This window comes from Microbacterium mcarthurae (assembly GCF_046064585.1).
GTDB classification, from domain to species: Bacteria; Actinomycetota; Actinomycetes; order Actinomycetales; family Microbacteriaceae; genus Microbacterium; species Microbacterium mcarthurae.
Genome location: NZ_JAROCE010000005.1, coordinates 17858 through 37994, shown reverse-complemented (window position 1 = coordinate 37994; position 20137 = coordinate 17858). Strand labels below are relative to the sequence as shown.

At 71.1% G+C, this 20137-nt stretch carries 16 protein-coding genes; 8 read left to right on the top strand and 8 right to left on the bottom strand.

What is annotated here, in order from left to right; all coding sequences use genetic code 11:
• Position 1 precedes the first annotated feature (1 nt).
• Positions 2–2218, top strand: a complete 2217-nt coding sequence (locus P5G46_RS14015) for an MMPL family transporter (protein ID WP_239275965.1) — start codon at positions 2–4, stop codon at positions 2216–2218.
• Positions 2219–2366: 148 nt separating this feature from the next.
• Positions 2367–3224: a CPBP family intramembrane glutamic endopeptidase gene (locus tag P5G46_RS14010; RefSeq protein WP_239275964.1), complete on the top strand. Its 858-nt coding sequence runs from the start codon at positions 2367–2369 to the stop codon at positions 3222–3224.
• Between the two features lie 6 nt (positions 3225–3230).
• On the opposite strand, the gene P5G46_RS14005 is transcribed toward P5G46_RS14010, so the two are convergent.
• On the bottom strand, positions 3231–3671 hold the full coding sequence (locus P5G46_RS14005; RefSeq protein WP_239275963.1) for a DUF2000 domain-containing protein: 441 nt from the start codon (positions 3669–3671) through the stop codon (positions 3231–3233).
• 48 nt (positions 3672–3719) lie between these two features.
• Between P5G46_RS14005 and P5G46_RS14000 the strand changes: the two genes are divergently transcribed.
• The 3 genes from P5G46_RS14000 (at position 3720) to P5G46_RS13990 (ending at position 7130) form a co-directional block, all read left to right on the top strand.
• Positions 3720–4502 carry a helix-turn-helix transcriptional regulator gene (locus tag P5G46_RS14000; protein ID WP_239275962.1) on the top strand — a complete coding sequence of 261 codons (783 nt, stop codon included), beginning with the start codon at positions 3720–3722 and terminating at the stop codon, positions 4500–4502.
• Positions 4503–4671: 169 nt separating this feature from the next.
• Complete coding sequence (locus P5G46_RS13995) at positions 4672–6090, top strand: HNH endonuclease signature motif containing protein (RefSeq protein ID WP_408905908.1); 1419 nt, start codon at positions 4672–4674, stop codon at positions 6088–6090.
• Between the two features lie 227 nt (positions 6091–6317).
• A complete protein-coding gene (locus P5G46_RS13990) occupies positions 6318–7130 on the top strand; it encodes a shikimate 5-dehydrogenase (RefSeq protein ID WP_239275960.1) in 813 nt (270 codons plus the stop codon).
• Between the two features lie 39 nt (positions 7131–7169).
• On the opposite strand, the gene P5G46_RS13985 is transcribed toward P5G46_RS13990, so the two are convergent.
• Both P5G46_RS13985 and P5G46_RS13980 read right to left on the bottom strand, forming a co-directional pair.
• Positions 7170–8474: an ABC transporter permease gene (locus P5G46_RS13985; protein ID WP_239275959.1), complete on the bottom strand. Its 1305-nt coding sequence runs from the start codon at positions 8472–8474 to the stop codon at positions 7170–7172.
• Positions 8471–9178, bottom strand: a complete 708-nt coding sequence (locus P5G46_RS13980) for an ABC transporter ATP-binding protein (RefSeq protein WP_239275958.1) — start codon at positions 9176–9178, stop codon at positions 8471–8473. The genes P5G46_RS13985 and P5G46_RS13980 overlap by 4 nt, the downstream gene beginning before the upstream one ends.
• Positions 9179–9309: 131 nt before the next feature.
• Between P5G46_RS13980 and P5G46_RS13975 the strand changes: the two genes are divergently transcribed.
• Positions 9310–10530 (top strand): sensor histidine kinase, encoded by a 1221-nt coding sequence (locus P5G46_RS13975; protein ID WP_239275957.1) that lies wholly within the window; start codon positions 9310–9312, stop codon positions 10528–10530.
• On the top strand, positions 10527–11192 hold the full coding sequence (locus tag P5G46_RS13970) for a response regulator transcription factor (protein ID WP_239275956.1): 666 nt from the start codon (positions 10527–10529) through the stop codon (positions 11190–11192). The genes P5G46_RS13975 and P5G46_RS13970 overlap by 4 nt, the downstream gene beginning before the upstream one ends.
• A gap of 26 nt (positions 11193–11218) precedes the next feature.
• On the opposite strand, the gene P5G46_RS13965 is transcribed toward P5G46_RS13970, so the two are convergent.
• Both P5G46_RS13965 and P5G46_RS13960 read right to left on the bottom strand, forming a co-directional pair.
• On the bottom strand, positions 11219–12955 hold the full coding sequence (locus P5G46_RS13965; protein ID WP_408905907.1) for a Na+/H+ antiporter: 1737 nt from the start codon (positions 12953–12955) through the stop codon (positions 11219–11221).
• A 104-nt stretch (positions 12956–13059) separates the two neighbouring features.
• Positions 13060–13851 carry an SDR family NAD(P)-dependent oxidoreductase gene (locus P5G46_RS13960; protein WP_239275955.1) on the bottom strand — a complete coding sequence of 264 codons (792 nt, stop codon included), beginning with the start codon at positions 13849–13851 and terminating at the stop codon, positions 13060–13062.
• A gap of 58 nt (positions 13852–13909) precedes the next feature.
• On the opposite strand from P5G46_RS13960, the gene P5G46_RS13955 reads away from it, so the two are divergent.
• A complete protein-coding gene (locus P5G46_RS13955) occupies positions 13910–14572 on the top strand; it encodes a TetR/AcrR family transcriptional regulator (protein WP_239275954.1) in 663 nt (220 codons plus the stop codon).
• A 24-nt stretch (positions 14573–14596) separates the two neighbouring features.
• Here the strand turns inward: P5G46_RS13955 and P5G46_RS13950 are convergent, their stop codons facing one another.
• The 3 genes from P5G46_RS13950 to P5G46_RS13940 are packed head-to-tail and all read right to left on the bottom strand — an operon-like array spanning position 14597 to position 20095.
• A complete protein-coding gene (locus P5G46_RS13950) occupies positions 14597–17950 on the bottom strand; it encodes an ATP-binding protein (protein ID WP_239275953.1) in 3354 nt (1117 codons plus the stop codon).
• On the bottom strand, positions 17947–18627 hold the full coding sequence (locus P5G46_RS13945; protein ID WP_239275952.1) for a DUF4194 domain-containing protein: 681 nt from the start codon (positions 18625–18627) through the stop codon (positions 17947–17949). The genes P5G46_RS13950 and P5G46_RS13945 overlap by 4 nt, the downstream gene beginning before the upstream one ends.
• A complete protein-coding gene (locus P5G46_RS13940; RefSeq protein ID WP_408905906.1) occupies positions 18620–20095 on the bottom strand; it encodes a DUF3375 domain-containing protein in 1476 nt (491 codons plus the stop codon). Before P5G46_RS13940 ends, P5G46_RS13945 begins: the two co-directional genes overlap by 8 nt.
• Positions 20096–20137 lie beyond the last annotated feature (42 nt).

Below are 20137 nucleotides of genomic sequence, written 5' to 3'. Positions count from 1 at the left end.
CATGAAACGCCTCATCTCCTCCCTCGCGCGGGTGTGCGCGCGCCGCCGCTGGCTGACGATCGCTGCGTGGGTCATCGCGGTCGGTGCGCTGTTCGGAAGCGCTTACCTCGTCGGCCCGGCTCTGCAGGACGATCTCGAGGTCACCGGATCAGACAGCCAGGCCGCAGCAGATCTTCTCGAAGCAGCAGATCCGGGCGCGGGGGAGGACCCCGCGCCCACCAGCCGCATCGTTCTGGCGGGGCCCGATCTCTCCGCGCAGGAGAACGTCGTGCAGGACGTGATCGACCGTCTCGAAGCCGCGACAGGAGAGTCGGTAGCGAACCCGTTGACCGACCCCGTCACGGCGACGCGCGCCGGCACCCTCGCCGAGGGTGGCGACGCGCTCATGCTGACGGTCGTGGGTGACCCGAAGGAACAGGGACGCGTGTGGCAACAGGATGTGGATGCGGCGCTCGATCCCGCCCGCTCCGCGGGGCTCGAGGTGGGGATCGGCGCCCCGCTGGGAACGCAACTCGATCGCGCGGGCAGCGTGAACAGCGAACTCGTCGGTGTGATCGCTGCCCTGATCGTCCTGTTCGTCGCCCTCGGTTCCGCCCTCGCCGCGCTCGCACCTGTTGCGACCGGCATCATTGCGGTCGCAGGCGGGGTCGGGTCCATCTGGCTGCTGAGTCACGGGTACACGATCTCCGAGAGCGCCGTGACCCTCGCGATCATGATCGGGCTCGGCGTGGGCATCGACTACACCCTGTTCCTCCTGTCGCGGTTCCGTACAGCGCTGAAGGAGGGGCTGCCCCCGGTCGAGGCCGCGGCCACGACCGGACACACGGCGGGGGAGGCCGCGGCGATGGCGGGGGTCACCGTGGCCATCTGCGCGATGGGCCTCGCAATCTCCGGCGTGGAGTTCGTGGCCTGGCTCGGGTACGCCACGGCGATCGTGGTGGTCGTGGCCGTCGCGGCGACCCTCACCCTCACGCCAGCGGTGCTGGCCGCGATCGGGTACCGGGCGCTCGCCCGTCGCGACCGCATCGCGGTGTCTCCCGCGTCGGTCGGGACGGTGGGGGAAGGGCACGCCGCCGCCCGCGGGGGAGCCGTCGCTGACGCAGACGCCGGTGCCCCTGCCGCGCGTCGCGGCGCGTGGGAGCGTCTGGCGCCGCGACTCACGCGGCATCCGGTCATCGCGGGTGTGTCGGCAGCCGCCGTGCTCGTCGTCCTGGCACTGCCGGCATTCGCTCTGCAATTCGGGCAGTCGAGCGCGGGCGACGCGCTTCCCGGCTCGAACCAGCGCGTGTCCTTCGACCTGACGGCCGAATACTGGGGGGCGGGGGAGAACGCAACTCTGCTGCTCGTGGCCGAGGGGGGCGAAGAGTCGCTCGCGGACTGGCAAGAGCTCGCCGCCGACATCGCCGGCCGCGACGACGTCGCTGCGGTGTCGCCTCCCGTGCCGCGCGACGGCATCGTCTCGATGCAGGTGACGCCCACGACCGGCCCGAGCGACACGCGGACCGCGGAGCTGGTTTCGGCGCTGCGGGCAGAGGTCGTCCCCGCGTCGAACGTCGACGCGCACGTGGGCGGCGCGGTGGCGACGCGCACCGACCTGAGCGAACGCATCTCCGAGCGGCTGCCGTGGCTCATCGGTACCGTCGTCGCCTTATCGATGGTGCTCGTGGCCTTCACGTTCCGCTCGATCCTGCTGCCCATCAAGGCGGCCGTCTGCAACCTCCTTTCCATCGCCGCCGCTTTCGGCGTACTGGTGTGGGTGTTCCAAGAGGGGCATGGCGTCGAGCTGCTCGGCCTGGATGGCCCGATGCCTCTCGACCCCTACGTGCCCATGATGTTGTTCGCCGTTCTGTTCGGGCTTTCCATGGACTACGAGGTGTTCCTCCTCACCTCGATGCGGCAGGCGTGGCTGCGCGGCGGAGATGCGCGCACGGCGACGACGCGCGGCCTCGCCGAGACGGGAGGGGTGATCTCGGCGGCAGCCATCATCATGATCGCCGTCTTCCTGAGCTTCACCTTCAGCACGAACCCGGTCATCAAGGTGTTCGGTGTCGGACTCGCCGTCGCCGTCTTCGTGGATGCCACCGTCATCCGGCTGCTGTTCGTCCCCGCTGTGATGACCTTGCTCGGCCGAGCGGCCTGGTGGTGGCCCGGTCATCGGCGGGTACCGGGTCCGCGGCGTCAGCCGAGCGCGACACCTCGCCCGATCGCGAGGCGGTGACGCACTCGCCACCGGGGGCGATGAGCCCGCCTGCCGGCCGTGATCGCCGCCCGCGAGGTCTTTGGTCCCACCCGTGACGGGCGTCTTCCCGATATCACGGAGGTGCACGGGACGCCGCGCCCGCACTCCGCCGAAGGAAGGTCTCGATATGTCATCGCCCTCGACCGTCGTCGCCCGTCGCGGCGGCATCACGGTGTTTCTTTTGGTCGCGTTCGCCGTCACGTGGGCGATCTGGGCGCCGATCCTCATCGCTGCCCAGGCCGGCGGTCTGGGGGCGATGCCGTGGACGTTCTTCCTCGCATCCTTCGGTCCCCTCTGCGGTGCGGTCGCTGCCGCCTGGTGGGAGGACGGGTGGCGCGGAGTCGCCGCGTGGGCGCGCCGAACCTTCTCGGTACGTTTCCCCGGCGTGTGGTGGATCGCGGGAGTCGGGATGCCGCTGGCCTACCTCGCGATCGCGTGGCTGACGGTGCTCCTCGTCACGGGCGGATGGCCGGATGCGGCGGGGTTCGGGCTGACCGAGAAGCTGCCGGGGTTGGCGTGGCCGGCCGTGGCTCTCGTGTGGGTGCTGACCTTCGGGCTCGGCGAAGAGGCGGGGTGGCGAGGGTGGCTCCTCCCGGCCCTGTCGCAGAGGATGCCGGTGTTCTGGGCGGCGCTCGTCGTCGCCGCGGTGTGGATCGCGTGGCACGCGCCCGCGTTCTTCTTCAACCCGACCTACATGGCGATGGGCGCCGGGATCGTCGGCTGGATGCTCGCGCTCGTGTGCGGGTCCTACCTCTTGGCCTGGATGACGGTGGGAGCGCGGTGGAGCATCGTGCCCGTGCTGCTGTGGCACGCGGGGTTCGATCTGCTCACGGCCGCGGACCAGTCCGCGGGAATCATCGCCTCGACCATCAGCGCCATCGTCATGGTCCAGGGGGTCCTGTGCGCGTGGCTGTTGTGGCGTCGTGGGCGGCGCCCCCGCATCGACTCGCGCGCCGGGCGCGAGGGGGCCGCAGCGCCGGTGTGATGCCCATCAGGCGTGGAACACCGCTCCCTTCACGATCCGGTCGACGACGTTGCGCGGTCCGCGCAGCGCGATCCCGACCAGATCCAGCGCCTCGGATGCCACGGCCGCGACTGCTGCGCGATTGGCGGTGTCGTGCGGGGTGCCGAACAGGTCACGCGTGTAGATCGCCAGCGCGACATCGTCGCGGGCCGACGCCTTGGCGCGGGCGCGACCGAGCAGACCGGCGTTCGCGGTCATGACGAGAACCGGCTGCCGGAGCATCGCCAGGTACCGCACGCCGTCGGCATCAACGTAGGGCTCGCCGACGAGGTCGGGTTCACTCGTCGCTATCCCCGACAGCAGGAATGCGGTGACGTTCAATTCCTGCCACGGCGCGAGGCCCTCTCCGAGGACGACGACGATCTTGGTGTCGAATACGGGCGCGGGGGTGGGGGTGTCTGCGGTCATTCGTCCAGCATCGATCGGGCGCGGAGGGGCGTCTTGTACGTTTCTTGCATGGGCGATCGTGTCCGTGCCTGGCACCCTGACGTGCCCCTGCTGCGCGAGGTCTATCACGCCAGTTTCGATCACGCCTACCCGCTGCACGCGCACGACGATTGGGCGGTCATGCTGGTCGACAGCGGTGCGGTGACGTATTCCCTCGACGGATCGGCGCATCACGCCGCTCCCTCGGCGCTCACACTGCTGCCGCCGGGAATTCCGCACGACGGGCGATCGGCCGTCCGTGGCGAGCGGTATCGCAAGAGGGTTCTCTACGTGCGGCCCGACTGGCTTCCCGGAGGCGTGGCCGAATTCGTTGCGCGCCGACCCACGCTCACCGACGCATTCTCGCTGGCGGCGGCACGTCGCATCCACTCCGTCCTGCGCCATCCCGGTGAGGCGATGGCCGCGGAGCACGCCCTGCTCGCCGTGCGGGAGTCTGTGCTGGCGCACGTCGGCCGCTCCGCTGCGACACCCCGTGATGCGCCCCTGGCTCGGCGCCTGCGTCGATTGCTCGACGACCGGTTCGCCGAGTCGTTCACGATCGCGTCGGCGGCGCGGGACCTCGGCGCCCACCCGAGCCACCTCGTGCGCGTCTTCTCGCAGACGTATGGGATCGCGCCTTACCGCTACCTCGTGACCCGGCGGGTCGGCGCGGCACGGAGATTGCTCCTGGAAGGAGGCCGCCCCGCCGACGTCGCCGCGCGTACCGGGTTCCACGACCAGGCGCACCTCACACGGCACTTCCGGCGGGTGCTGGGTGTGACTCCGGCGCTGTTCGCGGCGGCGAGTCGCTGACCGGCCGAGATCGCTCTCCCGGGAGTGGACGCGGATGCCGGGAGAGCGCGGGGCGGTCACCGGCGCGGTTCGGCTGCGCCTCTCCTCCCCAAGCGGTTGAACTCGGGGGTTGTCCCCGTTCGCCCCCTCGAGCGCCGGAAATGTCGGAGGCCCTCGCTAGCATGCAGACATGCACTTCGCGAACCCCGAGCCGCCATTCCGCGGCGGCGACGACGACCTCGCGTCGGTGCTGAGCGAGGTGCTCGTGGCTGACGCCGAGCTGGCCGCCGCCGAGGCTCGCCGGGTTCGCGCACTGGCTCGCGCCGGGCATCTCGCGTTCTCCGCGATGGCCGGTCAGCGCGCGTCGTCGAAAGCCGCAGAGATGGCGTTGCGCGAGGTGGCATCCGAGATCGCTGCGGCTGAGCACCTCTCGGATCGCTCTGTGCAGGCGCAGATCGGCCGCGCGGTCGAGCTCGTCGACGATTACCCGGCGACGCTCGCCGCGTGGGAGGCGGGGGCGATATCTCGCGCGCACGTGGGCGCGATCGTGGATGCCGGCCGCCCGGTGCCCGCAGAGAAGCGCGGCGAGTTCGATGTGCTCGCCGTCGCCACTGCCGAGGGCCTCAGCCCCGGACGTCTGCGGACCCGTCTCGCATCCTTGGCCGAACGGCTGCAACCGACGACGATCAGCGAGCGGCACCGGGCGGGACGCGCAACGCGGAACGTGAGAGTGGTGCCGGGCGAGAACGGGATGTCCGACCTCATCGCGACCCTGCCGGCCGTGTTGGCGCAGGGAATCTACGACCGTCTGACCCAGCAGAGCCGCGCGCTCATCGATTCTCGGACTCCCGCGGCCCCGGTGCCGACGCCGCGGGAGGGTGCTCGCCAGGAGACCGGTACAGCCGTCGGCGACGGGGCGGTCGTGCCCCCGGGGGGTGAGGCGCCCGACGGCGTCGACGTGCGCACCGTCGACCAGGTGCGCGCCGACATCCTCGCCGACCTCCTGCTCACGGCGGCACCCGAGGCCGATCCGACCCGCCGCGATGACGGCCCCGGCACGCTGGGGGCCATTCGAGCGCGAGTGCAAGTCGTGGTCCCGGCCCTGACCATGCTCCAGACCCAGGGCGAGAACCTCGACCCCGCCACACTCGTCGGGCACGGTCCCATCGGGGCGGAGACCGCGCGGGCGATCGCCGACTCGACGTCGGTGCCGTGGGATCGCGTCATCACACACCCGGTCACCGGAGCGGTGCTGCACGTCGACACGTATCAGCGCACCGCCGCGATCGACCGCCACCTGCGCGCCCGCGACCGGCACTGCCGGTGGCCCGGATGCACCGCTCCCGCCGTCCGGTGCGAGGTCGATCACACCCACGACGCCGCGCTCGGCGGCCCGACCGCCGTCGGCAACCTCAGCCACCTCTGTCAGAGGCACCACACGCAGAAACAGTTCACCCGATGGCGGGTGAGACAGCTCACCGGGGGAGTGCTCGAGTGGACCTCGCCGACGGGAAGGGTCTACGTCGATGAACCGCTCCCGTACTCGCCGGCCGTGCGGTTCGTCGCCGATCCGTCACCCCCGCCCCGTGCTGAATCCGCTCCGTTCTGAGTTCCGTCGCGTCCTCATCCGGCCAATCTGCTCCGCCCCGCTTCGCCCTGCCCCGAGTCGTCCCGGCAGGCGCTGATCTCGCCCTGCCCCGCTTCGCCCTGCCCCGTCCCGTCCCGTCGGAGGGTGCTCGGACTCCCGCGAGGCTGCGGCGCCCTCGCGACCCCGGAACGGCAGCCGGGCCCGCCGTAGCATGGGCATTCCGCTTGCCTGAAAGGAACCGTCCCGCCATGCCCGAATTGAGCAAAGACACCGTCCTCTGCATCTCTCTGGCGGGGCGCCCCTCCAACATCGGCACCCGGTTCCATAACTTCCTCTACGCCGAGCTCGACCTCGACTTCGTCTACAAGGCATTCACCACGACCGATATCGTCGCCGCCATCGGCGGTGTCCGAGCCCTCGGCATCCGGGGCTGCTCGGTGTCCATGCCCTTCAAGGAGGCGGTGATTCCGCTCGTGGACCACATCGAGCCCTCCGCCGCGGCGATCGGGTCGATCAACACGATCGTCAACGACGGCGGCGTGCTCACGGCCTCGAACACCGACTACGAAGCCATCGCGAGCGTCATCGACAGTCATCGCCTCGACCCGACGGCATCCGTGCTCGTTCGCGGTTCGGGCGGCATGGCCAAGGCCGTGGTGGCGGCGTTCCACGGAGCCGGCTTCGCCGACGTCACGGTGCTCGCGCGCAACACCGAGGCCGGGCCCGCGCTCGCCGAGGCGTACGGCTTCCGGTGGATCGCCGACGATCCCGCACCGGGGGCGTCGATCATCGTCAACGTCACGCCGCTCGGAATGAACGGAGCGGATGCCGATGCCCTGGCGTTCTCTCCCGCGCAGGTCGATGCGGCCCGCACGGTCTTCGATGTGGTGGCCTTTCCGGCAGAGACGCCGCTCATTCGGGCCGCGCGCGCCGCGGGGAAGGACGTCATCACCGGCGCGGAGATCATCGCGTTGCAGGCGGCGGGCCAGTTCGCGCGCTACACCGGGGTAACCCCGACGGCGGACCAGATCGCGCGGGCGTCCGCGCATTCGCGCGCTTAAGGCGGGGCGCGGAGACCGTTGCTCCGCGCCCCGTCGGGTCTACTCGTATCGCAGCGACTCCACCGGGTCCGCCCGTGCCGCTCGCGCGGCCGGCAGGCTCCCGGCGAGGAAGGCGATGCCCATGATCGCCAGCGACGTCACGACGATCGACGCCGGATCGAACGCGATGAGCTGGAGGCCCGGAAGGTCGCTGAACAGAGTCTCGGTGAGCTGAGCACTCACCGCCGTTCCTACGCCGATCGCCACGACCGCGCCGACGACGCTCCCCAGCAGACCGAGCACGACCGCCTCGAGGCTGAACAGCGAGAAGATCCGCCCGCTCCCCATCCCCATCGCCTTCATGAGGCCGATCTCCCTGGTGCGTTCCTGCACGGACATCAGCAGCGTGTTGACGATGCCGAAGCTCGCGGCCAGCAGCGCGATGACCGCGAAAGCGTTGAGCACCAGCACGATCCCATCGATGACCGCCTTGAACGTTCCGAGCTGGTCGGCGACGGTACGGCCGGTGTAGCCGGCGTCCTCGAGGGCGGCCGTGACCTCGTCGATCTGCTCCGGCGTTGCGGCCGGCGACACCTGAGCGCTCGCGCTGGCATACCGGTCCAGCTGGTCAGCGGGGACACCGGTGTTCTGCGCGTCGAACAACGCGTCCTGCAGAGCGGTGTTGTTCGTCAGCGCCACCGTCGAGGCGAAAGCCTCCTCGGTCACGCCGGTCACCGTGGCCTCCACCAGGTGCTGCGTTCGGACCGGATCGGTCACGGCGATCGTCACCGTCTTCCCCACGGCGTCGGCGTCATCAGCGAAACCGAGAGGCTCGACGAGAGAAGCCGGCAGAGCCACCTCCCGCGCGGAGGCATCGTCGTCGGGCGCCGCACCCGCCGAAAGCTGCGGGGTCTGGCCTGTGATCAGACCGCCCGCGGTCGCGACGTAGCGCTGGCCGTCCCCGTACTGGACGTAATCGATCGTCACGGATCGTACGGGGGTGACCTCCTCGACACCGGGAATGTCGGCGATGGCCGTGATGTCCTCGTCGGTCAGGGCGGACACCTGGTTGACCGCGCCGGGGCGTCCGGGGTCGGTCGGCGCCGTCGCGATGGCATCCGGGTCGTACTTCTGCGGACCCGTGGATGCCGCTCCCGCGGCCGACGACTTCGACACCGTGAGCACGTTCGAGGCGCCGATCGAGGCGACGGTGTCGTCGATGAAGCGGTTGATGCCGGTACCCAGACCGTTCGTGATGGTCAGGGTGAAGGCGCCGACGAAGATCGCGAGGACGGTCAGGATCGTGCGCGTCTTCGACCGGAACGTGTTCGCGAAGGCGGAGGAGACGAGGTCTGTGGTCTTCATGCTGCCCGGCCCTCCTCGGCGACGATCACGCCGTCGCGGATCTGGATGCGGCGGTCGCACCGTGCCGCGAGATCGTCGTCATGAGTGACGACGATCAGGGTGATGCCGTGTTCGCGGTTGAGGCGGAACAGGATGTCTTCGACGACGGCGCCCGTGGCGGAGTCGAGGTTGCCGGTGGGTTCGTCGGCGAAGATCACCTGGGGGTCGTTGACCAAAGCGCGCGCGATGACGGCGCGCTGCTTCTGACCGCCCGAGAGGGCCGTGGCCTTGTTCTTGGCCTTGTCCTGCATGTCGAGCTCCGCGAGCGCGGCCATGCCGCGGCGACGGCGCTCGGCGCGTCCGACCCCCGCGATCTTGAGCGGGAGGACGACGTTCTCGAGGACCGAGGCGGTCGGGGTGAGGAAGAACTGCTGGAACACGAACCCGAACGTCTTGTTGCGCGTCCGGTTCAGGTGCCGGCCGCGGAGGGTCGCGGCATCCGTTCCGTCGAGGGAGACCGTGCCGCTGGACGGGGCGTCCATGAGGGCCAGCAGGTGCATCAGCGTGGACTTGCCGGAGCCGCTCTTGCCGACGATGGCGAGGCTCTCGCCGCGTCGGATGTCGAGCGAGACTCCGCGCAGGGCGTCGAAGCGGGCCGAGCCGCGGCCGTAGGACTTGTGCAGGTCGACGACCGAGAGGAGGGGTGGGGGCGTTTCGGGTGTCATGGTCTCACTGTCGCCACCCGCGCCGCCTTCCGCGTCGCTCGGGCGGGGTGAACGCCTACCCCCGTGGGGGGATCTGCGTCTGCCCCCGCACGGCGATGGCCCCGCGGTCGGCGGGACGTCAGACTAGGACGATGCGAGACGCTCCGACTCCCGACGCGGCGCCGCATCCCCTGCCGCCCGTGCCGAGCGGGGTACGGGATGCCGTCATCGCCGTGCTCGTGATCGTGCCGGTCTTCGCCCCCGTGCCGTTCCCCGAGCTTCGGCCCTCGAGTCCGCTCGTGTACGCCCTCGCTCTTCTGCCGGCGGGTGTGCTGCTCCTGCGGCGCCGCCTGCCGCGCATTGTCCTCGCGGTCTGCATCGCGCTGTACCTCGCCGCCCTCGCTCTCGGCACGCTCGTGCCGGGCGCCGCGGTCGCCATCGCCATCGCCTCGTACGGTGTCGCGTCGCGGCTCGAACGGCGCGCGGCGGTTCCGGTGGGGATCGCGGCCGTCGCCGTCCTCACGGGCGGAAGCATCGTGGTGTCGGTCACCACGGGCATGGACACCCGGTTCCTCCAGGTCGGGCTCACCGCCGCGCTCGCCGGAGCCCTGGGGGATGCCGCGCGCTCCCGCCGCGCCTATGTCCGCGCGGTGATCGAACGCGCCCGGCGCGCCGAGCAGACGCGCGACGCCGAGGCGCGCCGACGTGTGACCGAGGAGCGCCTGCGCATCGCGCGGGATCTCCACGACGCGGTGGCGCACCAGATCTCGGTCATCAGCCTGAACGCCGGGGTCGCCTCTTCGGCGCTCGACACGCGCCCCGAGCGCGCCCGCGAGGCTCTCGCGACCATCCGCACCGCGTCCCGCGAGGTGCTCGGCGAGATCGGCTCGATGCTCACTCTCCTGCGCACACCCGACGAGGCCGACAGCCGCACGCAACCGGGCCTCGCCCGGCTGGCCGACATGGTCGAATCGGTGCGCGTCGCCGGGTGGGAGGCGGTCGTGCGGGACGAGCTCGGCCTCCCGTCCGCGGCGGAGGACCTGCCTCTGAGCGTGGACATCGTGGCCTACCGCGTCGTGCAGGAGGGGATGACCAACGCCCTCAAACACGGAACGGCTCGTCGGGTGCACGTGCTCTTGCGGCGCGACGGCGACGAGCTCGAGGTGGTCGTGACCAACCCGGTCGATCGGGTGGCGCCGGCGTCGGAGCTGCCGCCGTCCGGATTCGGTCTCGTCGGCCTGCGCGAGCGCGTCGATTCGGTCGGCGGTGTCCTGGAGGCCGGCCCCGGGCCGGGCGGGTTCCGTCTCGCCGCGCGACTTCCTCTCGCGCCGGCGGCGGGCGCTATGCGTGTGACTCCGGGAGGTGCCGCGTGACCACGGTGCTCATCGCCGACGATCAGGCGCTCATCCGTGTCGCCGTCCGTGACCTGCTGGACTCCGCCCCGGGGTTGGAAGTCGTGGGCGAGGCCGCCGACGGCGAGGAAGCCGTCGACCTCGCGCGTCGTCTCCACCCGGACGTGGTCGTGTGCGACATCCGGATGCCGCGAATGGACGGGATCGAGGCCACCGAGCGCATCTGCGGCGACCCCGGTCTCGCCGAGACGCGCGTGCTCATCCTCACGACGTTCGAAGAGGACGACTACGTCGTGGCGGCCCTTCGCGCCGGGGCGAGCGGTTTCATCGGCAAGGGCGCCGAACCGGACGACATCGTGCAGGCCGTGCGGACGGTGCACGACGGGGGCGCACTGCTGTCGCCGGTGGCCACCCGGGCGCTGATCGAGCGGTACGTGCACGGCACGGCATCCGAGTCCGCCCGTCCGGCGCCCGCTCTCGACGCCCTGACCGAGCGCGAGCGCGAGGTGCTGCACCTCGTGGGCCGGGGCCGCTCCAATGACGAGATCGCCGCGGCGCTGTTCATCTCGCCGCACACCGCCAAGACCCACGTGAAGAACACGATGCTCAAGCTCGGCGCTCACGACCGCGCGCAGCTGGTGATCGCCGCATACGAGAGCGGAGTCGTGCAGCCGGGTCGCTGAACTGATCGCTCTCAGGGGCGAGGCGGTCAGTCGGCGCTCTTCTCGATCCCGCGGGCGCGGATCTCTTCGATGTCGAGGTCACCGAGGATCCGCCGGGCGACGAGATCGTCGATCGTGCCCTCGCGGCGCAGGCGGAGGAGGACCTCGCGCTCGCGGTCGAGGATGGCCAGCCGCAGGCGCGTGGCCTCGCGGTGGCGGAGCAGCGGCGACCGCTGGGACAGGTCGATGTCGTCGCTCACGGCCAGCATCTCCAGTTGGCCCGCCGCACGCTGCCCGTCGGTGTCGCCGTCCGCGCCCGGGGGGATCGGGCCCATGCGCGAGGCCGCGTCGTCGTCACCGGCAGCGGTGTCGTCGTCGCGTTCCTGTTCTTCGGCGCGCAGCCGCGCGACGACGCGCGCGTTCGCCAGTTCGAGCCGCTCATAGCCCTCCCGCCGCGCGCGGTCCCGCACCACGTCGCTGATGCCGTGCTCGGCGGCGAGGTCGTCGAGCGCGGCGAGGGCGGCACCGGAGATCGCCCGCTGCGCCAGCTCGAACTCCTCGACGGCGGCGTCATCGGTCGGCAGCTTCGCCCATCGTATGACGGCGGGCAGCAGCGGCCCCTGCACGAGCAGGGTCAGGACGATCACCCCGGCCGTGATGAAGACGACGGCGTCGCGGCCGGGCACGGGCGAGCCGTCGGCCAGGGTGAGGGGAACGGAGAGCGCGATGGCGAGGGAGACGGCGCCGCGGAATCCCGCGACGGTACTCACCACGCGTGATCGGTGGCGCACCGACCGGGTCGAACCCCCGGCCGGGCGTGACAGCGGCGAGAACAGCCATTGGAACAGATAACGCACCACCGCCAGCACGATCCACGCGGCCCCGGTGATCAGTAGCAGCGTGCCGATCTCGGACGGCGAGATCTCGTGCAGCACCAGTTGGATCTCCAGCCCGATGAGCACGAAGAGCGCGCCGTTGAGCAGGTAGACGCCGAAGGGCCACGTGGCATCCGCCGACCGCCGCGATAGGGCGGTGGTGATCCGGGGGGAGATCCACGCGACGATCAGACCCGCGAACACGACCGCCAGCACTCCCGAAGCGTGGGCGATCTCGGCGAGGAGGAAGGACACGAACGGCACCAGCGCGAGCGTGAGGTTGATCGTGAGCGTCGATTCCATGCGACGCAGGGCGAGGTACGCCAGGGCGGCGACGGCGACACCGGCGACAGCGCCGCCGAGATACGACACGAGCACCATGCCGGTGATCTGCCACGCCGTGATCTGGTCGCCGACGAGAAGCGACACCGCGATCGAGTACAGGACCAGGGCGGTTCCGTCGTTGGTGAGGCTCTCGGCTTTCAGCTTCATGAACGTGCGTTCGGGGAGCAGACGTCCGAGGGCCGCAACAGCGGTGGCGTCCGGGGGAGCGACAGCGGCCCCCAGCACGAGCGCCGCCTCCCACGGCACGCCCATCCAGGTCGCAACGCCGGCGACGGCGAACGCGGATGCCACGACCAGCAGGGTGCTCATCGGCACGATGTACCGGAGCGATCGGCGCACCGAGCGCAGCGACGTCGTCCACGCCTCGCGGAAGAGCAGCACGGGAAGGAACAGCAGCAGCACGGTCTCGGGGGGAAGCTCGATCTGCCGGAGCTCGGGCACGAAGCCGAGGGCCAGGCCGATCACGAGGAGAACGAGGGGAGTGGCGATCCGCAGCCGAGGGGCCAGCACCGTCCCCAGAAGGATCGCCAGTCCGAGCAGGACCGTGACTTCGAGTCCTTCCATTCCCCACCGCCTTCCACCGCGCCCTCAGCACACAGCGTAGGCAGGCCGCGCAGAATTCCCGAGGGCGCGTTCGCTCTCCGCGCCGTGCGAACTCCGGGACGGGGTCACCGGCGCGTGGTCGGCCGCATGGCGCGCTCGGCGATGGCGAGGACCGCGCGCTCGGGAAGGCGCGCGGCGAGGCGCGACGAGAGAGCGTTCGCGGTGCCGTCGATGACCGTCGGACGCCCCCGGCGGAGTCCGCGCAGGGCACTGTCGACGACACCCTCGGGTGTGCGGCGCGGCCCCACCGACGCGTCGTCTCCGGCGGTGGTGAAGAACGGCGTCGCGGTCGCGCCGGGGCAGATGGCCAGCACATCGACGCCCGTGCCGCGCGTCTCGCGCCACAGCGCCCGCGAGAACGAGAGCACGTACGCCTTCGTGGCTCCGTACACAGACATGTGAGGCAGGGGCTGGAAGGCGGCGGTGCTGGCGACGTTGATGATCGCGCCGCGTCGGCGCTCGAGCATCCCGGGAAGGAGGAGTGCCGTGAGCTCGGTCAGGCTGGTGACGTTGACCGTGATCTGGGTCGTGAGCGAAGGGAGCGGCTGTGTCGTCAGATCGCCGTGGATGCCGAGACCCGCATTGTTGATCAGCGCGTCGATCTGCAGTCCCTCGGCCCGCAGCCGGTCGGCGAGGGCGGCCGCCGCGCCGGGCGCGTCGAGATCGTGCGCGAGAGGGACGGCGCGGATGCCATGCCGTCCGTGTAGCTCGGTCGCGAGGGCGGCGAGCGCATCCGCGTTCCGTGCGACGAGGACGAGATCGCCCCGGTCGGCGGCGATGCGCTCCGCGAAGGCGCGCCCGATGCCGGTCGATGCCCCGGTGATGAGGGTGGTGGTGCCGCGTCCAAGGATGCGCATGAGATCTCCTTATTAAACAAACCAGTCGGTCTATATATTATGCACCTATAATCGACGTATGTCTCCTGACGCTTCGGCTCCCGCGCGACGGGTCGGGCGGCCCCGGGGCCGCACGTCGCAGGGAGAGGCGTCGCGTGACGGCATCATCGACGCCGCCGCCTCGGTGTTCGCGCGCCTGGGCTACGACCGGGCGCGAATGGCCGACATCGTCGAGGCGAGCGGGCTGTCGAAAGGCTCGGTCTACTTCCACTTCGACAGCAAGGAAGCTCTCGCCGTCGCCGTGCTGGCGGCCCGGCACGAGCGATGGGTCGCCGACGTCCAGCGTGCCCTCGACGCGGTGGAACCGGGAGAGGCGCGGCTGCGCGCGCTGCTGCCGGCGGTGCTCGCTCTCCACGACGGAGATCCCGATGCCTGGGTGATCTCGCGGTTGACCTGGGCGCTGGCCGAGCAGGAGGAGACGCGTGCGTTCGCGGCTTCCCTCACCCGCCGATGGATCGACGTCGTCGCCGAGATCGTCGCCGACGCGGCGCGCGAGCGGAACGTCGACGTCGACGCGGTGACGGTGGCGACCGTCGTGGTCGGGGGATTCGACGGGCTCAAGACCACGGCCGCGGTGCTGCACTCCGACGATTCCGCCGCCGCGCACCGCGCGCTCGTGACGGCAGGGCGCGTGTGGGAGCGCATGGTCTTCGACCTCGTCCGCGGACCCGACCGCGACTGATCGGCCCCTTCCCTCGGCGACGCCTCAGTCTCCCGTCGGCAGCGCCACCTTGGCCTTGGCCCACGAGCGGCCGCGGGTGTCCTTGAGGATGTCGTACTCGACGTCGACGTGCGGCTCGATCGCGCTGTACTTGTCGTTGGGGGCGCCGATGACGAGCTGGAACCCGAGTCCGCGCCACGCGCCGATCGCGCGCTTGGTGAAGTGCGCGTCGGCCTTGATCAGCGCCTCGTCGAGGAACACCGGCGCGTAGCGCGGACGCTCCGCGCCGGCATCCCCGAGCTGATAGCGCAGAGCCGCGCCGACGATGAAGGCGATGAGCTCCTGCGACTCGCCGCCGGACTTCTCGCCGATGTGGTCATACAGCGCGACGTGCCCTCCGGTGTCGGCGCGGAAGCGCTCGGCGCTCACGCGCACGTGGTTGCGCACGTCGATGAGGTCGCCGAAGTCCGGTGCCCCCGGGCGGATACGTCCGATCAGTCGCGCCATCCGGCCGTACACGGCCTCGCGCTCGTCATCGGTGGACGCTGCGTCGATCGCCGCGCGCACGTCGCGCAACTCGCGGCGGAAGCGACGACGCACCTCGGACTGACTCTCGCGCGGCACGATCTGCAGGCGGTGCTCGTCGTCGTAGAACGGCAGGTCGCGCATGATGTCGTTGATCGGGGCGATGCGCTCGCGGATCTCGCGCAGCGCCCGCGTGAGCGACGAGTCGAGGTTGGTCAGATCGTTGCCCGACAGTCGCAGGAGGCTGTCGCGCCATTCCGCTTCCAGCTCGTGCAGCCCGCTGGCCTCGAGGTCGGCGAGGATGCGTTCGAAGTCCCCCACGGACTCGTCGGGGTCGGCGAGCAGGTTCGGGCTCGGCCAGCGGTCGATGAACGCCGTCAGGGTGCGCCGTAGGTTCTCGCGCTGGTCGGCCCACACCTCCTGCGCCTGCCGCTGCTCCTCGAGCAGCCGCTTCGAGGCCGACTCCAACGCCGCGTCGAAGCGCGCCAGACGCTGCGACGGTGACACCTCCCCGCCCTCCGGGGCGACGAACAGCGCGTCGAGGTAGGCGGCCTCGTCGTCGGTCAGGGTGAGGCCCGCGTCTTCGGCATCCTCGAGACGTCCGTGGGCGGCGTCGACCTCGTCGGTCACCTCGGCCCAGCGTGCGGCCAGGCGCTGCTGCTCGGTCTTGGCGCTTCCGATCTCCTCGCGCAGGCGGGCCGCGCGGGACCGTGTGCCCGCGATCTGCTCCTGCAGTTCCGCGATGCGCGGGTTACCCGCGGTGACCTCGGCGACGGTTTCGTTCCAGCGCTCGATCTCGCGATCCACGGATGCCGTGTCGATCTGCTCCCACGTGAGGTCGGCGATCTTCTCGAGGGCACTGCGACGGTCGTCGAACGCGTCCAGGGCGGCCGCGGCCTCGTCGACGGCGCTCTTCGCTTCGGACAGTTCGCGGCGGAGGGCCGCGATCTCGTCGCCCAGCTCGGTGAGTCGCACGCGGCTGGAGAACCCCAGGATGCTGTGTCGCGCCGACCCGCCGTGGGCTCCCCGCGTGCCCTGGCTGCTCTGCCCCGAAATGGTGAGCGCCATGCGGTGCTGCGACAGGTCGTCGGCGGCATCCACGCACACGAAGCCGAACTGCTGCTCGAGCCGGTCCTGCAGCCATCCGGTGAAAGGGGAGGAGCGGTAGTCGAGGCGTCCGGGCAGCGTCGCGGGGTCCAGCCCCGTGCGCTCGGGTGCGCCCGTGGGCACACCCTCGAAACGCAGCCGCTCCGACAGGCGAACGCCGTCGATCGCGGCCCGGAAGGATGCCAGGTGCGCGGCGTCGACGAGGAGGGTCGTCGCAAAACCCCCGAGCGCCAGGGTGAAGGCCCCGCGCCACGGTTCGAACTCGGTCCGCACGTCGACGAGCTCGGCGACGAACGGCAGTTCGGCGGTCGTGAGCCCCGCCGCCTCGGCGAGCGCCTCCCGTGCCTCGTGCAAGCGCGGAGGGATGTTGTCGTCGCGCGTCTGCGTCCGCCGGTGTTCGGCCTCGAGGGTCGCCAGCTGCTGGCGCAGCGCCGTGTGTCGGCTGCTGGCTGCCACGAAGGCGTCGCGCACCGCGGTCTTGGCATCCGCGTCGGCGAGGGTGCGGCGGGCCTCGTCGGCCAGCGTCGCGAATCGCTTGGCGCTGTCGACCTCGGTGCCGAGCGCGGCGAGGGCGCCGTCGAACCGATCGCGGTCCCGTTGCATGCCGACGCGGCGGCGCTCGAGGGCGCGCAGTTCGCGCTGGGCGGTCTCGAGCCGGTCGCCGCCGGCGGCGCGGAGCACGTCGCTCAGCGCGTCGCGATCGGCCTCGGCGCCGTCGGCGAGGGCCTGGCGCTCGCGCACGAGCGCATCGGTGGCGTGGGTGCGCTCACGCAACTCGTCTTCGACGGCGCCCAGGAGGTCGATCCGGCGTTGCGCGCGCCACAACGATGCCCGCGAGGTCGGGTCGGTGAACCGGCCGAGCGCGTCGATGATGCGGACACGGTCGGCGGCCTCGTCGATGCGGGACTTCAGCGTGCGGATCGGTTGCAGCGCCCGGACCTGCTGGCGGGCCTCGACCATGCGCGTGCGGGTGCTCTCGAGGCCGTCGAAGTGCGCGACCACGGCTTCCGCGGTGGCGAGGGTCTCGGGCTCCTCCAACACCATCCGCTTGTACAGATCGTCGACGGTGGTGATCTGCTGACCCGCCTGGATGCGGGCGAGCAGGCTCATCGCCTTCGCTCCCGCCCCGGCGGCTCCGATCCCGAGGACGGCATGCAGCCGTGCCGAGAACTCCCGATCGGTGGCCAGGGTGTCCAGCCCGGTCGTGCGGACCGCGACATCCGACAGGTGCTGCTGCGCGGCCGGCTCAAGTCGCCGCAGATCGAAAGCGCCGTGGACGGTGCCGCGCACCTTCACCGCGTCGTCGAGCACGCGCGCGGCGGCGGGGATGTACCACGCGCGCACGGCCGTGAAGCGGGCGCCGTCGTGGTCGACCCAGGTCATCGCGATCGCGGTCCACGTGTCGGTGCCGTCGCCGCGCAGGACGCGGACCTTCGTGCCCTCGTCGGTGCGCGACTCGTCGAGCTTGCCGCGGCCGTACGACAGGATGTTGCGCTGCTCCTGTCCGCGCGGACGGCCCACGACGGCGCCGTTGGAGGCACCGTTGAACGGCGTCGTGTGCGGCATCATGAGCGCCACGTACGCGTCCATGAGCGTCGACTTGCCCGACCCCGAACCACCGCACAGCAGGGTCGCGGTCGGAGCGAAGCGGACGCGGTGCTCTCCGTCGTACCCGCCCCAGTTGATCAGCTGCAGCTCCTCGGCGACCCACTGCTGACCGCGGGAGGCGGCGGGGATGAGTCCGAACAGCGTCTCGAGCATGGTCATGCGGGCTCTCCCTCATCCGGCGTGTGCGCGTCGAGCCAGTGCTGCAGCTCGCGCAGGACCTCGGCGCTCAGGACGATCTCGATCAGCGGTCCGATGCGGTACCGGCCCTCAGACTCCTCCTCGATGATCCCCTCGCGGTCGAGGCGCGCGATCGCGGTGCGCACCGCGCGTTGCTGGCTCGCGCGAGTGCCGTCGGTTTCGGCGAAGTAGGTCAGCACGGTCTGCTCGACCTCTTCGACGTCGACCCGGGCCGACGGTGAACCCGCGGTCGTCTCGCGCTGGTACACGGTGCGCAGGTACACCAGTACGAGGGTCTCGGCGCGCGAGTACGCCTCGTCCTTGAGCAGGATCGGAACGTCGACTTCGTCGCTGCGCACCTGCTCCTTGTAGGCGACGCCGCGGTCGTGGTCGACGACGAGCCGCACGAACAGGTCGTTCAGGCGCGACTCGATCATCTGCTGGTGCTCGAGGAGGAGTTTCCATTCGGCCGGGGAGCTGTCCGCGAGAAGGAAGCGGCGCTGCAGGATCCGCACCAGCACGCGCCGGACGTCGGCATCCAGGATGCCGCGATCCCCGGCGAACAGCGCGTCGGGGTCGTTCTCCATCGCGACGGGGGCGATGAAGGCCGGGGTGTCGTCGGCGGACGCGGCGGGGGCGGGCGTGTCGACGTCAGTCATCGGCATCCGTTTCTGTCGGGCGCACGGCGGTGACCGCCGTGAAGGCGAAGCGTCGGGTGGTGCCGTCGGGCCGGACTGCCTCGACCACGGACACGTCGTCGCCGTCGACGAGCCCGCCGCGGTGGGCGATCTCGAGCAGCCCCACGAGGTCGACGGGGCGGCGGGTGGCGTCGTCGGCAGCGGCGAAGGCTTCGGCGAGGTCGAAACGGTCGCCCAGGGTCTGGACGTACCGCTCGAGCTCGGCGTAGTGGGGCCCGCCCCAGGCGCGCGTGTCGGCGTCGACGAACTCGACGTCCGTCTCGTCGACGGAGAGCGGGGCGGGGGCACCCGGCGGGCGGACGTCGCTGAGCGAGCGCCGCAAGTGGCCGACGTCGGCGAGGGGCAGCGTCCGTACCGGGTCGACGCGGCCGGGCGACTTCGTCTGGCTCCATCGGTGCAGCCCCGCCATCACCGAGCGCAAGAGGTCGTCGATCTGGCGGTCGCGGATCGGGTCGTGCGTCTTCACCTGCACGGTGATGACGTGCGACGCGCGGCGCTGTGCGGTGAGCACCTCGAGGACGCCCGCCTCGACGCGACGCGCGATGGCGTCGAGGTCTGCGCGTTGCTCACGGGTCATCAGACGGGCGAACGGCTGGGTCAGCACGGCGTTCACCCGCTCGGTGAGGTCGTCGATGTGTTCGGGGTCGCCGATGAGCCGCAGCGCTCCTTGGAACGCGCGGCCCTCGGGGGTGGCCTGCATCACGTGCCGACCACGCTCCAGGTACTCCCGCAGAACATCGCCGGTGGGACGAGCGTCGCGCCGCAGCTCGGCGACGACGTCACGCTGCATCGCCGCGATCGACTCGGCGACCCGTGAGAAGTCGGCGGGGAGCTGGCGGGCGAGGTGGATGACATTCTCCGCCTCTTCGAGCAGATGCTCGTCGTCGAGTGGTTCCATGACGCCGTCGTCGAGCGCCGCGATCTCGGCATCCAGTGCCGCCCGCTCGGCCAGCAGAGCGTCACGGCGTCGCGCGGGGTCGGTCTCGGCGTCGCGGGCGAGGCGCTCGACCGCGTCGAGGAGCGTGCGCACGCGCGATCGGGAGACGCGCGCGCGGCCGCCGCCGGCCCGGCCGGCGATCTCGAGGGCGCCGACGGCGTGCGCCGAGAGGCGGTACACCTCGACGTCGTCCTCGATCTGCAGGCTCAGCCAGCCCACACGGACCCAGGCTCGGCAGATGTCGCGCGCGGATCCCGCCGGGATACGCCGGTCGTCCTCGGTGTCGTAGCCGGCCGCACGCAGTTCGTCGATCGCCTCGGCGACCTCGACGTGTGCGTCGGCGACGGCGACGGCGGGGCGGTCGGGCGAGAAGAGGTTCGAGAGCACCGCCACCACGAACGGGGCGAACCGGCCGTGCAGCAGGTCGAGCATCGGGTTCTTGAACGCGGTCACCGAGCGCAGGTAGGCGGCTTCGGCGCGGGTCGTGCTCACTGGCTGAAGTCTACCGGCGGGTCGCGTCGGGGGTGTTGCGCC

Bases quoted from the DNA above. Each gene is read 5' to 3' on its own strand.
- P5G46_RS13955 (WP_239275954.1), top strand. From the start codon at position 13,910: ATGTCTCCTGACGCTTCGGCTCCCGCGCGACGGGTCGGGCGGCCCCGG.
- P5G46_RS13990 (WP_239275960.1), top strand. From the start codon at position 6,318: ATGCCCGAATTGAGCAAAGACACCGTCCTCTGCATCTCTCTGGCGGGG.
- P5G46_RS13950 (WP_239275953.1), bottom strand. From the start codon at position 17,950: ATGACCATGCTCGAGACGCTGTTCGGACTCATCCCCGCCGCCTCCCGC.
- P5G46_RS13965 (WP_408905907.1), bottom strand. From the start codon at position 12,955: ATGGAAGGACTCGAAGTCACGGTCCTGCTCGGACTGGCGATCCTTCTG.
- P5G46_RS13985 (WP_239275959.1), bottom strand. From the start codon at position 8,474: ATGAAGACCACAGACCTCGTCTCCTCCGCCTTCGCGAACACGTTCCGG.
- P5G46_RS14010 (WP_239275964.1), top strand. From the start codon at position 2,367: ATGTCATCGCCCTCGACCGTCGTCGCCCGTCGCGGCGGCATCACGGTG.
- P5G46_RS13980 (WP_239275958.1), bottom strand. From the start codon at position 9,178: ATGACACCCGAAACGCCCCCACCCCTCCTCTCGGTCGTCGACCTGCAC.
- P5G46_RS14005 (WP_239275963.1), bottom strand. From the start codon at position 3,671: ATGACCGCAGACACCCCCACCCCCGCGCCCGTATTCGACACCAAGATC.
- P5G46_RS13995 (WP_408905908.1), top strand. From the start codon at position 4,672: ATGCACTTCGCGAACCCCGAGCCGCCATTCCGCGGCGGCGACGACGAC.
- P5G46_RS13975 (WP_239275957.1), top strand. From the start codon at position 9,310: ATGCGAGACGCTCCGACTCCCGACGCGGCGCCGCATCCCCTGCCGCCC.
- P5G46_RS13945 (WP_239275952.1), bottom strand. From the start codon at position 18,627: ATGACTGACGTCGACACGCCCGCCCCCGCCGCGTCCGCCGACGACACC.
- P5G46_RS14015 (WP_239275965.1), top strand. From the start codon at position 2: ATGAAACGCCTCATCTCCTCCCTCGCGCGGGTGTGCGCGCGCCGCCGC.
- P5G46_RS13960 (WP_239275955.1), bottom strand. From the start codon at position 13,851: ATGCGCATCCTTGGACGCGGCACCACCACCCTCATCACCGGGGCATCG.
- P5G46_RS14000 (WP_239275962.1), top strand. From the start codon at position 3,720: ATGGGCGATCGTGTCCGTGCCTGGCACCCTGACGTGCCCCTGCTGCGC.